This is a genomic window from Ruegeria sp. AG6 (assembly GCF_056541565.1).
Map to the genome: position 1 here is coordinate 230,712 of NZ_JBQFYQ010000004.1, position 12,741 is coordinate 243,452.

13 protein-coding genes are annotated in these 12,741 nt (G+C 61.4%); 7 read left to right on the forward strand and 6 right to left on the reverse strand.

Annotation, left to right across the window (positions count from 1 at the left end; genetic code table 11):
- Positions 1 to 2 precede the first annotated feature (2 nt).
- Positions 3 to 491 (reverse strand): peptidase associated/transthyretin-like domain-containing protein, encoded by a 489-nt coding sequence (locus ACR0I0_RS11790; RefSeq protein WP_171117607.1) that lies wholly within the window; start codon positions 489 to 491, stop codon positions 3 to 5.
- Positions 492 to 707: 216 nt separating this feature from the next.
- Here ACR0I0_RS11790 and ACR0I0_RS11795 point away from each other — a divergent pair, with 216 nt between their 5' ends.
- The 3 genes from ACR0I0_RS11795 (at position 708) to ACR0I0_RS11805 (ending at position 3,677) form a co-directional block, all read left to right on the forward strand.
- Entirely contained in the window at positions 708 to 1,541 is an 834-nt protein-coding gene (locus ACR0I0_RS11795; RefSeq protein ID WP_480491544.1) for a phytanoyl-CoA dioxygenase family protein, read from the forward strand.
- A gap of 119 nt (positions 1,542 to 1,660) precedes the next feature.
- A complete protein-coding gene (locus ACR0I0_RS11800; protein WP_171638206.1) occupies positions 1,661 to 2,623 on the forward strand; it encodes a pirin family protein in 963 nt (320 codons plus the stop codon).
- A 79-nt stretch (positions 2,624 to 2,702) separates the two neighbouring features.
- Positions 2,703 to 3,677 carry a 2-dehydropantoate 2-reductase gene (locus ACR0I0_RS11805; RefSeq protein ID WP_480491547.1) on the forward strand — a complete coding sequence of 325 codons (975 nt, stop codon included), beginning with the start codon at positions 2,703 to 2,705 and terminating at the stop codon, positions 3,675 to 3,677.
- 9 nt (positions 3,678 to 3,686) lie between these two features.
- On the opposite strand, the gene ACR0I0_RS11810 is transcribed toward ACR0I0_RS11805, so the two are convergent.
- The 3 genes from ACR0I0_RS11810 to hrpB all read right to left on the reverse strand — a co-directional run bounded on the left by ACR0I0_RS11810 (position 3,687) and on the right by hrpB (position 8,352).
- The gene (locus tag ACR0I0_RS11810) at positions 3,687 to 5,162 is read right to left on the reverse strand and encodes an inorganic phosphate transporter (RefSeq protein WP_480491549.1); all 1,476 of its coding nucleotides are present in this window, start codon (positions 5,160 to 5,162) and stop codon (positions 3,687 to 3,689) included.
- Positions 5,163 to 5,251: 89 nt separating this feature from the next.
- Entirely contained in the window at positions 5,252 to 5,710 is a 459-nt protein-coding gene (locus ACR0I0_RS11815; protein WP_171724395.1) for an NUDIX hydrolase, read from the reverse strand.
- Positions 5,711 to 5,877: 167 nt separating this feature from the next.
- The gene (gene hrpB, locus ACR0I0_RS11820; RefSeq protein ID WP_480491551.1) at positions 5,878 to 8,352 is read right to left on the reverse strand and encodes an ATP-dependent helicase HrpB; all 2,475 of its coding nucleotides are present in this window, start codon (positions 8,350 to 8,352) and stop codon (positions 5,878 to 5,880) included.
- 188 nt (positions 8,353 to 8,540) lie between these two features.
- Between hrpB and meaB the strand changes: the two genes are divergently transcribed.
- From meaB to ACR0I0_RS11840, 4 genes are all read left to right on the forward strand, one after another.
- Positions 8,541 to 9,512, forward strand: a complete 972-nt coding sequence (gene meaB / locus ACR0I0_RS11825; RefSeq protein ID WP_171232539.1) for a methylmalonyl Co-A mutase-associated GTPase MeaB — start codon at positions 8,541 to 8,543, stop codon at positions 9,510 to 9,512.
- Positions 9,513 to 9,698: 186 nt separating this feature from the next.
- On the forward strand, positions 9,699 to 9,986 hold the full coding sequence (rpmB, locus tag ACR0I0_RS11830) for a 50S ribosomal protein L28 (RefSeq protein ID WP_050603240.1): 288 nt from the start codon (positions 9,699 to 9,701) through the stop codon (positions 9,984 to 9,986).
- 407 nt (positions 9,987 to 10,393) lie between these two features.
- Positions 10,394 to 10,744, forward strand: coding sequence for a hypothetical protein (locus ACR0I0_RS11835; RefSeq protein ID WP_171638200.1), 351 nt, complete (start codon positions 10,394 to 10,396; stop codon positions 10,742 to 10,744).
- Positions 10,745 to 10,784: 40 nt separating this feature from the next.
- A complete protein-coding gene (locus ACR0I0_RS11840; RefSeq protein WP_209546981.1) occupies positions 10,785 to 11,258 on the forward strand; it encodes a copper chaperone PCu(A)C in 474 nt (157 codons plus the stop codon).
- 92 nt (positions 11,259 to 11,350) lie between these two features.
- Here the strand turns inward: ACR0I0_RS11840 and ACR0I0_RS11845 are convergent, their stop codons facing one another.
- Positions 11,351 to 11,959, reverse strand: coding sequence for an HdeD family acid-resistance protein (locus tag ACR0I0_RS11845; RefSeq protein ID WP_171638196.1), 609 nt, complete (start codon positions 11,957 to 11,959; stop codon positions 11,351 to 11,353).
- Positions 11,960 to 12,020: 61 nt separating this feature from the next.
- Positions 12,021 to 12,719, reverse strand: a complete 699-nt coding sequence (locus ACR0I0_RS11850) for an NAD-dependent deacylase (protein ID WP_480491554.1) — start codon at positions 12,717 to 12,719, stop codon at positions 12,021 to 12,023.
- Positions 12,720 to 12,741: the final 22 nt, after the last annotated feature.

Genomic DNA, 12,741 nt, shown 5'->3' on the forward strand with positions numbered 1-12,741 from the left:
GATCAGAGCGGTTGCAACACGAAATGCGCAGCCAGTGTCTTGTCTTTGGAACTGGACATCACAGGCCGCAGGAACACGGTTTCGAACGCGCCGCTGTCATAGGCCAGATGCCCGTGCGGTTGACCGAATGCAGGAACGATCTGCGGCATTTCCAGGCGGAATTCACCCTTTTCATCCGTCAAGGTCGCTCCATGGCTTTGCGGGTCACGCTCGTGCCCTTCTGTGGTATGGGCCCAGATCTGTATGCGCTGGCCGGGCAGGGGGGCGCCATCGCCCGCCCGTCGTACGGTGCCGGTCATCCAGAACCCGCCGCCACCGATCCGGTCCACGATTGGCGCGCCGGGGCGATAGTTGTTCGATCCGCCCCGCATCGAAGGCGTCGGCGCAATCCCGGCTGCGCGGGCAGGCACCAAAAGCCCTGTGGCGCCGGTCGCCAAAACGGCAACACCTTGGGTGATCAGGGAACGGCGGGACAGCAACGCATCTGTCATCGAGAAACCTCCAATACGCGATCCAATCTTGTCAGTCTGCGGCTTCCATCTGAAACATAGCATGTTTCCTTCAAAATCCGAGGCCGTGCGCGGTTGGATCCCCGCGTCCTCACCGTTCTGTGAGTGATTCCGGGTCGTCGAAACGAATCTCTTTGACCTCTGGCGGTGCCTGGTGCGATGCTCGGGGCCACCGAACCACATCGGGATGATTATTCCATGACGACAGCAGATATGGTCACACAGGAAGACATTGCCGCCTTCCAACGCGATGGTGCTGTTGTTCTGCGGTCGAAATTCTCATCCGACTGGTTGTCATTGCTGCGCGCAGGTATCGACGCCGACCTTGACACGCCGACGGATAATTTCACCCGTCATACCAAGGATCCGAACGCCCCGGGCTATTACGAAGACTACTGGGCCTGGAACAAAATCCCGCAATTCAACGAATTCGTTCACAAGTCGCCCTGCGCTCCGCTTGCCGCCGGGTTGCTGGGGGCGCCATCCATCAACCTTGTCATGGACAACTGGTTCCTGCGCGAGGCCGGCTCGACCTCGCGCCCACCCTTCCATCAGGACCTGTCTTACTTCGACTTCGAAGGCGCGATGTGTGTCCTTTGGTTGCCGCTGGAACCCGTGACCAAGGAAAACGGCATCGCATTCGTGAAGGGTTCACACCTATGGGACAAGCTGTTCATGCGGGTGCGGTTTGTCGATGGACATCCCAGCTATGAGCCCACCGAAGTCGCCGGGCTGACCTATCATCCGCCACCCGATGTCAATGCCGACCCAGGCGCGTATGAGTTGCTGCAATGGGATCTGGAGCTTGGGGATTGTATCTTTTTCGACATGCGAACGCTGCATGGCGGGTTGTCCTCGACCACGCCGTCGGAAACGGTGCGGCGCTTCACCCTTCGCATGACGGCACCTGATGGTGTCATCCGGTATCGCGGCGACTGGGCCAAGGACGAGCGTGCGCAGTTCGAGGCGGCAGGCTATGGCGAGGGGGATCGGATTGACGGGCCGTTTTTCCCGCAACTCTGGCCGCGTTGATCGGAACGGCGCCGCACGCAATCTGTGCGATTGTGCACTTTATGGGCTGCTTCGCGTGGCTATTTCTTACCTGAGTGAACGCGGGTGGCCTGACCATCTGCAACGAAGGGAGAGCTGAAATGAGTTGGAACCCGACGCACAATCCGGAGTGCATTTCGGAGAATCCGGCGCTGGACACATTAATCATCCCGCGTGCCCGTGACCTGGGAGGGTTCGAAGTGCGCCGCGCGCTGCCTTCGGTAAAACGACAGTTGGTAGGCCCTTTCATATTTTTCGATCAAATGGGGCCGGCTGAATTCATCACCGAAGGCGGCATCGACGTGCGCCCCCACCCCCATATCGGACTGGGCACGGTTACCTATCTGTACCAGGGCGAATTCGAGCACCGTGACAGCCTTGGCACACATCAGATGATCTATCCCGGCGAGGTCAACTGGATGGTTGCAGGGCGTGGTGTCACCCATTCCGAGCGCACCAGTGACGAAACACGCGGCAGGAAACACAGCCTGTTCGGCATTCAGACCTGGATTGCTTTGCCCGAAGCGCATGAGGATATGGCCCCAGATTTCGAACATCACAAACAGGCCGCGTTGCCGCATATTCAGGATGCAGGCGTCAGCGCCCGGTTGATCCTGGGTTCGGCTTATGGTGAAACCAGCCCGGTCACGATGCTGTCCGAAACCTTCTATCTCGACGTGCAATTGGAACCCGGCGCGTCTTTCCCTTTGCCTGACGACCACGAAGATCGCGGTGTCTATGTTACGCAAGGTTCGGTCGAAATCGCGGGCGACAGGTTTGACGAGGGCCGCATGATGGTGTTCCGGCCCGGGGACAAGCTGTCTGTCAAGGCCGGTGCATTGGGCGCACGGCTGATGCTGCTGGGCGGAGCGACCCTGAATGAAGACCGCTACATCTGGTGGAATTTCGTTTCGTCTTCGAAGGAAAAAATCGAAACCGCAACCCGTGAGTGGAAAAGCGCCGATTGGGCCAATGGTGCATTTCAACTGCCTCCGGGCGACGATCAGGAATTTATCCCTATTTCCAAAGAGCTTGAGCGCACCAAACCCCGGCTGGCCCGCTAGCGCGTGACGTCGGGGGCAAGCGGGCTTGTGTCACAGGACGTTTGCGGTGATCCTTTTCGGGTGTACCGGAGGGGGTATCATGAATCTTGTCCTTGCAGGCGCGGGCAGCATTGGCTGTTACTGTGGTGCTTTGCTGGCCCATGCGGGCCACGCTGTAACCCTGCTGGGTCGCGCCCATGTGCTGGACCCGATCCGAGAGCACGGGCTGAAGGTCACTGACTTTGATGGCCTTGACGTCACGATTCCGACCGGGGGCCTGACGCTCAGCGAAGATCCGGCCTGTCTGGATCAGGCCGAACTGGTCATCGTCACCGTCAAATCGGGTGCAACCGCAGACATGGCCGAGCAAATTGAGCGCTTTACGCGGCAGGATGCCCCGATCCTGTCCTGGCAAAACGGTATCGAAGCTGCCGCAACATTGCGTGAGGCCTTGCCGGGGCGCGATGTGCGTGCGGGTATGGTTCCGTTCAACGTGGTGCCAAACGGCCCTGCCACCTATCATCGGGCCACGTCCGGAGAGATCGTCATCCAAAGCGGCACCGGTGATCTGGCTGCGCAGCTGAGCAGCGCAGACCTTCCCGTAAAGTCCAGCGACCAGATCGAAGCCGTGCAATGGGGCAAGCTGGTGATCAACCTGAACAATGCGCTCAATGCCTTGTCGGGCCTCACGTTGGTGGATCAGCTGATGAACCGCGACTGGCGCAATCTCATGGCGGATCAGATGTCCGAGGCGCTGACCGTCCTCAAGGCGGCGGGTCATCCCGTGGCCTCGACCACACCGCTTCCGGCATGGATGACCCCGCATATTCTGCGGCTGCCGACACCGCTGTTCACCCGCATCGCGGCCCGGATGCTGACAATCGACCCCAGCGCGCGAACGTCCATGGCCTATGACCTCATGGCCGAGCGGCAAACGGAAATTGACAGCCTGCAAGGTCACATCATCCGGATGGGTCACGAAACCGGAGTGCCAACACCCATCTGCACGCAGGTGTCCGACCTGATCAAGCATGCACCCGATCACCCGTTGTCGCCGGAACAGATCAGGCTCTGACGGTCTCCCTCAGGCGAACGCGGTCAACACCCAGTAAATGACGGCCGACATGGTTGCGGCGGCGGGCACAGTGACTACCCACGCGGCCACGATGGTCATGAAATGCGACCGCCGTACCAGCTTGCGACGGCGGTATTCTTCCGGGGCAAGGTGATGTTCTGTGCGTTGACGCTTTCCCTGTTTGCGCCAGCGCTCGGAATCCCACTCTCGGTAGAAGCCGACGCCAAAGACTGCACCAACGGCGATATGGGTCGAACTGACCGGCAGGCCAAGCCAGCTGGCCAGAATTACGGTGATCGCCGCCGACAGGGCGACGCAAAAGGCGCGTATCGGGTTCAGCTTGGTGATCTGGCGGCCCACCATCCGGATCAGCCTGGGGCCGAACAGAAACAGACCGAAGGAAATCCCGAACGCTCCGATGATCATCACCCAAAGCGGGATTGGAACTTTCGCGGCGAACTCTCCGAACTCGACCGCGTGGACAATCGCAGCCAGCGGACCGACCGCATTGGCCACGTCATTTGCACCATGGGCAAAGCTCAGGAACGTGGCCGAGATCACAAGCGGCAGGCCGAACAGCGTCTTCAGCGACCGGGTTCGGTTCTCCATCCCTTCGGATCTGCGCTTGACCCACGGGACGGTCACGGACCAGGTCAGCAGCCCCACGCCCAACCCGATCAACAGGGCCATTTCCGGATCGATATGCACGATCCGTTGCAGGCCTTTGACGGACAGATAGGTGGCAAAGGCCCCCGCCATCACCGCCAAAAGGACAGGTACCCATTTGCGCGCGGCGGCGATCTTGTCGTCCTGATTCTGGATTTTCGACTTGATCAGCGCCAGAAAAGCCGCGGCAACCGCACCCCCGAGCATCGGCGAAATCACCCAGCTGGCTGCAATTGCACTCATCGTGCCCCAGTTCACCGCGCTCAGGCCCGCTGCTGCAATGCCCGCACCCATCACCCCGCCCACGACTGAATGCGTTGTGGACACAGGGGCGCCAATCCAGGTCGCCAGGTTGACCCACATGGCCGAAGATATCAGCGCTGCCATCATGGCCCAGATGAACACCTCGCTGTTTTGCACCGAGGCGGGATCGACAATCCCCTTCGAGATGGTCGAGACCACGTCACCCCCCGCAAGCAACGCACCTGCGCTTTCGGCGATGGCGGCAATCACGATGGCACCGCCCATGGTCAGCACATTCGCGCCGACCGCTGGCCCCATGTTGTTGGCCACGTCATTGGCACCGACATTGATCGCCATATAGGCCCCGAACGCGGCCGCCGCGACCACGACATGGCTGCCATCCGCCCGACCGAACAGGACCGCCGCCGTCAGCCCGGCAAGCGCCATGAAGGCCAGTGCGACCCCCGGTGCCAGCAGGTGGCGCGCGACATGGATGTTGGCGGTTTCGACCCGCGAAATTCGGTGCAGGTCGCTGTCCAACGTTTGCCAGCGTGGTTTCGGATTCGTGTCAGACATGAACTTGGTCAGATATTGTAGGATCGTGCGCCACTAACGGTATCCGGATGCTCAGGCAAGCTGGGTGCCATCGAAATGTTGCGAATTCCTTACAGTCTGCGCAACAAGGCCTGAAGCTCGGGCTCTTGCACCAGAGTGGCCGCTTCAACCGGCGAAAACCAGCTGCGCTCGCGCTGATCGGCCTCGGGAAAGTCATCCGCCAGCGCGCGCACCGAAATCCTGTAGACATTGGTCAATACCGGTTGCGCTGATCCGTTTTTGAGGATCTTGTCATAGGTGAATTGGCCGACGGGTTCATCGTGAACTGCATCCGCGCGCACCCCGGCCTCTTCCCAGGCCTCCTGAAGGGCTGTTTCCGCGCCACTCAAACCATCGATGGGCCAGCCTTTCGGGATGATCCAGCGTTTGGTGTCACGGCTGGTGATCAGCAGAACCTGATCGTGCCCGTCATAAACGCGGGTGCATAACGCCGCAAACTGCACCCGTCGGGGGCGCAGGAACAGCGGTCGCCCGACCTCTTCCCAGATATTTTGCAGCCATGCATTCATCAGTTTTTTTGTCAGTCTACTCTATGCCTTTAAAGTTGATACGACTTAACAACGGAAATGGTGAGTTTCAATTAAACCTTCCAGTTTTGGCCGGGTTTGGCCGATTCTTGAGGGTTTTCTGGGTTGTTTTGTGGATTTTGGGCAAGGCACGGGCTTTGCTGACGGCTCTAGTCACGTCTGCGTTTTGCCCTCAGCGTGGGATCAGCCTGGGTCGGGTCTTCGGGCCAGGGGTGTTTGGGGTATTGCGCCCTCATGTCCTTACGTACATCCGCGTAAGAGCCCGCCCAGAAACCGGGCAGGTCACGCGTTATCTGGATCGGGCGCTGCGCCGGTGACAGCAGAGTGATCTTCAAAGGCTGGCCGCCGATCGCCGGGTGTCGGGTCACGCCAAACACTTCCTGCAAACGGACCGAGATTTCCGGTACGGCCGCGCTGTAATCAATTGGCACCTTGCGCCCCAGCGGCGTTTCAAATGACCCCGGAGCGCGCCGGTCCAGTTCCTGCGTCTGCGCCCAGTCCAGCCGGGCGCGCAGGGCGGGCAAAAGATCGAATTTCTTCCAGTCTTCGGCGCTTTTGACCCCTGACAGCATGGGCAGCAACCAGTCTTCCATATCGGCCATCAGGCCTGCGACCGAAAAATCGGGCAGATCGACGCCATCGGCGCGCACCAGTTCGACACGGGCGGCCAGGCGCGCGGCGGCACCCTCCAGCCGCAGGCCCAGATCGCGTATCCCATCCAGCATCGCGCGGGCCACGGCGTCGTCCGGGACGTCCTTCCAGATGCGGTCGTCCAATGTGATCGCACCGAACCGCTCTTGCCGCCGCGACACGACGCGCCGCTCGCGTTTGGACCAGGCGCAGGTCTCGACCCAGCCGATCTGATCCGCGAACAGATCGCGGATGTCGCGTTCCGAAATCTGGGTGGCCATCCGGACCTTCGCCTCGCGCGGGTTGCCATCCGTGTCGATGACGACCAGAAACGGAGCGTTGGCCAGTGAATCCGCACTGTCCAGAACAACGCCTTTCCCCCCTGACAGCACATAGCGCGGCGCGTCGCCCTTGCGCCGCTGTCCGATGCGGTCAGGATAGGCCAGCCCGGCCATGGCGGCGGGGCTCAGATCGACCGATTCGCCCTTGGCCTGTTTCCGCAGCCGTCTGGTTTCGGCATTGATCCGATCCACTGCGCCCATGTTGACCTGCCAGACCCTGTTGCGCTGAAAGGCCCGGGGATCGCGCAGCGCCTCTTGCCGCAGGGTGATATCCACCGGCGCGCCGCGAAGGGGGTCACGCTCGGCCATCAACGCTGCCAACAGGGCGGCGTTCGGACCGGCCCGCACAAGCATGTGCCCCAGCCGGGGATGCAAGGGCAGTGCCGCCAGGGCGCGCCCATGATCGGTGATCCGCCCATTGGTATCGAGTGCGCCCAGCATTGACAGCAAAGCCCGCGCCTCGGCCATCGTCCCCTCGGGAGGTGGAGTCAGAAAGGCCAGATCGGCCGCGTCAGCGCCCCACAGGGACAGCTCCAGCGCCAGCCCGGTCAGATCCGCCGCTTCGATCTCGGCAGGCGGGTAGGCGGCCAGCGCACCGTCTTCCCCCTTCGACCAGAGCCGGTAACACACCCCTTCGGCCACCCGTCCGGCCCGGCCCGCGCGCTGTGTGGCCTCGGCCCGGGTCACCCGTTCGGTCACCAGCCGGGACATGCCCGATCCCGGATCGAACCGAGCCCGCCGGGCCTGTCCCATATCCACCACGACCTTGATGTCGGGGATCGTCAGCGAGGTTTCGGCAATCGACGTCGCCAGCACGACTTTGCGCCCTTGTTCCACCGGGGCAATCGCGGCACGCTGGGCCGCAAAGGGCATGGCTCCGAATAACGGGCGCACCACGCAACTGTCGGGCAACCGACCGTTCAAAAGGCTTTCAGCGCGTCGGATCTCACCCTCTCCCGGCAGGAAAACCAGAATTCCGCCGCCGGACTTCCGGGTCTCACGCTCGGCCTGCACCACCAGATCGATCAACGCATCCAACCGTCGCGCTTGCGGCCCCAATGGCCGATCCAGCCAGCGCGTCTCAACCGGAAAGCTGCGCCCGTCCGATGTGACCAGAGGGGCCGCCATCAACGCACCGACGGGATCCGCATCCAGCGTGGCTGACATGGCCAGCAGGATCAGATCGTCCCGCAATGCGTCGGTCACTTCGAGGCACAAGGCCAGCCCCAGATCGGCGTTCAGAGACCGTTCGTGGAATTCATCGAAAATCACTGCGCCAATTCCCGGCAGATCCGGGTTGGATTGCAGCATCCGGGTCAGGATGCCTTCGGTCACCACCTCGATCCGGGTGTCTTTCGACACTTTCGCCTCGCCGCGCACACGGTATCCCACGGTCTGCCCTGGGCGCTCTCCCAGGGTCTCGGCCATCCGCTCGGCAGCGGCTCGGGCCGCCAGCCGCCGGGGCTCCAGCATCACGATCCTGCCTTCGCACAAACCCGCCTCGAGCATTGCCAGGGGAACCCGCGTGGTCTTGCCCGCCCCCGGTGGGGCCTGCAATACCGCGCGGCCCTGCGCGCACAATCTGTGCAGCAGTTCGGGAATGGCGTCGTCGATGGGCAGGCGTATCGTCATCCGGTTCTTATCCGCGATCATGCTGGTGTCGTCCAGTTCTCGCGCCGCGCACGTTCTGGTGACACCGGGGCGGCAGAATCAACCCTGAACGGCCAAGCAACGCACGAATTGACGCAGCTTTCGCTTTGATCGCATTTCCGGCGACCTGCGGTCTGGACAAACGCCCCCCGAGCGCGGCAACTATTCCTGCCTCTAGGATCGGGACAAGAATGCAGACAGACAGCCTCAGCGACAGGATTTTGAAGGGCGAGCGCCGGGCGCTGGCCCGCGCGATCACTCTGGTGGAAAGCAATCGCGCCGATCATCGTGCACAGGCCAGCGAGCTGTTGGCCCAGCTCGCAGGATCGGGGCGTCAGGCGCTCCGGATCGGTTTGTCGGGTACGCCCGGGGTGGGCAAGTCCACCTTCATCGAAAGCTTTGGCATGATGCTGACGGGGCAGGGGCTGCGTGTCGCGGTTCTGGCAGTCGATCCCAGCTCTGCCCGTTCGGGGGGCTCGATTCTGGGGGACAAAACCCGGATGGAACGCCTGAGCCGCGAGAAGAACGCCTTTATTCGCCCCTCCCCCAGCCAGAGCCATCTCGGCGGCGTTGCCCGACGGACCCGCGAGGCCATCGCCCTGTGCGAGGCCGCAGGCTATGACGTGGTGCTGATTGAAACCGTGGGCGTCGGGCAGTCTGAAACGGTGGTGTCCGAATTGTCGGACCTGTTCCTGTTGCTGTTGGCCCCGGCGGGTGGGGACGAATTGCAGGGTGTCAAACGTGGCATCATGGAGATGGCCGATATCATCCTGATCAACAAGGCGGATGGCGACCTTAAGGCCACGGCGACCCGGACATGCGCAGACTATGCCGGCGCGTTGCGATTGCTGCGCAAGCGCCCGCAGGATCCCGAAGGTTTTCCCAAGGCAATGACCGTTTCAGCGGTCGAAGAACAGGGGCTGGAGCAAGCCTGGGACGAGATGCAATCCCTGACCCGGTGGCGCCGCGACAACGGTATCTGGGAAGCCAACCGGGCCGCCCAGGCGCGATACTGGTTCGATCAGGAAGTCCGCCATGCCCTTCTGGCTCGGCTCGACACGCCGCAGGCCAAGGCTGAGATGGAACGCCTGAACGCTGAAGTCTCGGCCGGGCGTCTGAACCCGGCCCGCGCGGCCGAAGAACTGCTTGGCACGCTGAGCTGACGGGGTGAAAGGGGGCAAGGTTTCAAAGGCGGGCGCAAAATGAAAGAATTCGTTCGGTCCGTCTTGACGCTTCCTGCGATTCCCACTACACGCATCCAACCAGTTTTCGGGCGCGACTTCGGGTTGTGCCCCTTGTGATTTGGCCGAGGGCTTTGTGCCCGGCCTCCAGAAACAAAGGAAGAAACCATGTCGCGCCGTTGCGAACTGACCGGAAAAGGCCCGATGACTGGCAACAATGTCAGCCATGCCAAAAACAGAACTCGTCGTCGTTTCCTGCCGAACCTGAATGACGTTACCCTGCAGTCCGAGACCCTGGGCCGCGGCGTCAAGCTGCGCATCTCGGCAGCCGCCCTGCGTTCGGTTGACCACCGCGGTGGTCTGGACGCATTCCTGGCCAAAGCCAAGGATGAAGAATTGTCGGCGAACGCGCTGAAAGTGAAGAAGGAAATCGCCAAGGCGCAAGCCACGGCCTAAGCCTTTTCGCTTACGGGATTTCAGGCCCTGCACCTCTGAGGTGCGGGGCTTTTTTGTTTTGAGACGCCCGCTGCTGCCTTGCTTTGTTTTCAAATTCGAAATTATTTCTCGCCATTGGTGAATTGCTTCACATACGGAAAGCCGAATCTGACCTATCGTCACTGTCATTCATCAGGCGGGGGCCTCACTATGACGTTAAAAAGTTTCTACCTTTTCCTGTTTCTGGCCGCGGTTTTTCGCAAAGCAATTTCGGCTTGTACGCGGATGCAGCGCAGGGTGAATCGTTCCCACACCAGCTTCAATACAAGCAAGGTGAAACGACCGGGAATTGATTACTGAAACCAGCTTCAAGCGCGACCCTTTGGCGCTTGAAGCTACTTTGCTGACTGACCTATACCCGGGTCAGGATGAGACCTGCCATAACACGATTCCTGCCTTATGCTCTGTCCCTGCTTTTGGTTCTGACCGGGCAGGGCCTTGCGGTGTCCCGCGGCATGGACAGGGCCGTGGGTCAGATGGTGTTGTGCACAGGCACCGGTCCGGTCGTTGTCTACATGGACGAAGACGGACAGCCCACCGCGCCACCGCATTACTGCCCGGATTACGCGCTGTCCCTGATGGGCGCGGTCGCCATTGCCCAGCCGCCCATGCCTATGGCACCAGAGCAGGCGCAGTTAGCGCCGCTGCGACATCTGGTCAATCAAATCGCCTTGCCGGTCCCCGGCACCCCGGCGCGCGCGCCGCCTGTACGTGTTTGAAGACACTACTTTTTCAAACCTACAATACAGGAGAGGCACGATGTCCCTCAAAACTACTCTGTTTGCAACCCTGGCCGCCGTGACCCTGGCCATGCCCGCTGTTGCCGAAGGCACTATCAAAGTTGATGACGCCTTTGCCCGGTCGTCGGGAAAGACCGCCAAGGCAGGTGCCGCGTTCATGATGATCCAGAATCTGGGCGATGCGGACGACCGTCTGGTCGGCGTGACGTCGGATGCCGCTGCTCGGGTTGAACTGCACACGCACAAAGTCGACGACAATGGCGTGGCCAAGATGGTGCATGTCGAGGAAGGCTTTGCCATTCCGGCAGGCGAAACCCACATGCTGAAACGCGGCGGAGACCACGTGATGTTCATGGGGCTGACCGAACCGTTCGAGCAGGACGCCATGGTTCCGGTGACGCTGATCTTTGAAAAGGCTGGCGAGGTTGAGATCGAAATCCCGGTCGATCTGGAGCGTCAGGACATGGGTGGGCACGGATCTCATTCGAACTAGGGCAACGCCTGTCTTCGGGCCGCGCTGCGGCCGTCATCCATGCGTCAGGCCGGGCATTGCCCGGCCTGTTGTTCCTGCGGCCGCCGCTGGTGCTATTTGTTGACGTTTTTCATACCGACGCGGTCACCGGCCTGGCGGAATCGGGATGCCAGCCAGAACATGACCGCGGCGATGGCCAGTGCCGAAAAGGCGATGCCCCATCCCAGCGCAACAAGCGCGACCGCTGGCCAGATCATCAAAACAAGCCCGACCACAAGCGCGACAAAACCCGAGACGCGCATGGAGCCGCGTTGAGGGTCTCTTTCGTGCATTTGCCCGGATGCCGCCAGCGAACCGATCCCGATAATCAGCGCCCAGGCGCCCATGAGGAAAAAGGCCAGTTTGACCGTCCCTTCCGGCCAGATCAGCAGGACAAGCCCGATCAGAAGCGCACCGATTGCAGCGCCGCCCATTACCCCGCGACGCCCAACGCCCAAAAGCGTCAGGCCACCATCGAGGATCAGCAGCACACCAACCAGCCGCAGCAGCAACGCGATGCTGCCAGACGGCCAGAACAGCGCTGCAATACCGACAAGCCCGGCCAATACTCCGCGCAGCAGAAAGGTCCACCACAGGCTGGAAAGCTGCTCTCCCAGCATGTCGCGCCCGGCCATGCTGCCTTCATCCAGAATTTCACCGGTCCGGGGGTCCTGATCCGTCATGTCTTGTCCTCCAGTCGTTTCGGGGGCATTCTAACCGAATTAAGCGAGTGTTGTCTGTACTTTAACTATGCGGCGCAAGCAGGTGCCCGACCCATTGCGGAACTGTCTGGGTCGCTTTGCCGGCAACTCTTTCATCAAACCCGGATGCGCCCGGCGACGGTTCCAGATTGATCTCGATCGTCCGAGCGCCCGCCGCTTGTGCCTCGTGCACGAACGCTGCCGCCGGATAAACCTGACCCGAGGTGCCAATGGCGGCAAAAAGCCACGCGCTGCTCAGGTGGTCATAAATCTCGTCCATGAAATAGGGCATTTCACCAAACCAGACCACATCGGGCCGGGCCGTGGGCCGCGCACAGGCGGGGCAGGATTCCCCAACCGCCATTTCGGGCGGGGCGGTCCAGCGATGGCCACAAGCTGAACACAGCGCGCCCGCCAAAGTTCCGTGCATGTGGATGACATCCGTTGCGCCGCCCGCCTCGTGCAGGCTGTCCACGTTCTGGGTTACGATCACGACGTCTCCGGGCCAGTCCCGTTGGAGCCGGGCCAGTGCTTCATGAGCGGCATTGGGTTGAACTTCGGAGGCCTGAACCCGCCGCGCATTGTAAAACCCTTGAACCAGTGCGGGATCGCGGGCGAATCCTTCCGGCGTGGCGACATCCTCGATGCGGTGCTGGGCCCACAATCCACCCTCATCGCGAAAGGTGCTCAACCCGCTCTCGGCTGATATTCCGGCCCCGGTCAGAATCACGATCTTTTCCATTTCTCCTCCGCGCGGTACAGCT

Bases quoted from the DNA above. Each gene is read 5' to 3' on its own strand.
- ACR0I0_RS11790 (WP_171117607.1), bottom strand. From the start codon at position 491: ATGACAGATGCGTTGCTGTCCCGCCGTTCCCTGATCACCCAAGGTGTT.
- ACR0I0_RS11795 (WP_480491544.1), top strand. From the start codon at position 708: ATGACGACAGCAGATATGGTCACACAGGAAGACATTGCCGCCTTCCAA.
- ACR0I0_RS11800 (WP_171638206.1), top strand. From the start codon at position 1,661: ATGAGTTGGAACCCGACGCACAATCCGGAGTGCATTTCGGAGAATCCG.
- ACR0I0_RS11805 (WP_480491547.1), top strand. From the start codon at position 2,703: ATGAATCTTGTCCTTGCAGGCGCGGGCAGCATTGGCTGTTACTGTGGT.
- ACR0I0_RS11810 (WP_480491549.1), bottom strand. From the start codon at position 5,162: ATGTCTGACACGAATCCGAAACCACGCTGGCAAACGTTGGACAGCGAC.
- ACR0I0_RS11815 (WP_171724395.1), bottom strand. From the start codon at position 5,710: ATGAATGCATGGCTGCAAAATATCTGGGAAGAGGTCGGGCGACCGCTG.
- hrpB (WP_480491551.1), bottom strand. From the start codon at position 8,352: ATGATCGCGGATAAGAACCGGATGACGATACGCCTGCCCATCGACGAC.
- meaB (WP_171232539.1), top strand. From the start codon at position 8,541: ATGCAGACAGACAGCCTCAGCGACAGGATTTTGAAGGGCGAGCGCCGG.
- rpmB (WP_050603240.1), top strand. From the start codon at position 9,699: ATGTCGCGCCGTTGCGAACTGACCGGAAAAGGCCCGATGACTGGCAAC.
- ACR0I0_RS11835 (WP_171638200.1), top strand. From the start codon at position 10,394: ATGAGACCTGCCATAACACGATTCCTGCCTTATGCTCTGTCCCTGCTT.
- ACR0I0_RS11840 (WP_209546981.1), top strand. From the start codon at position 10,785: ATGTCCCTCAAAACTACTCTGTTTGCAACCCTGGCCGCCGTGACCCTG.
- ACR0I0_RS11845 (WP_171638196.1), bottom strand. From the start codon at position 11,959: ATGACGGATCAGGACCCCCGGACCGGTGAAATTCTGGATGAAGGCAGC.
- ACR0I0_RS11850 (WP_480491554.1), bottom strand. From the start codon at position 12,719: ATGGAAAAGATCGTGATTCTGACCGGGGCCGGAATATCAGCCGAGAGC.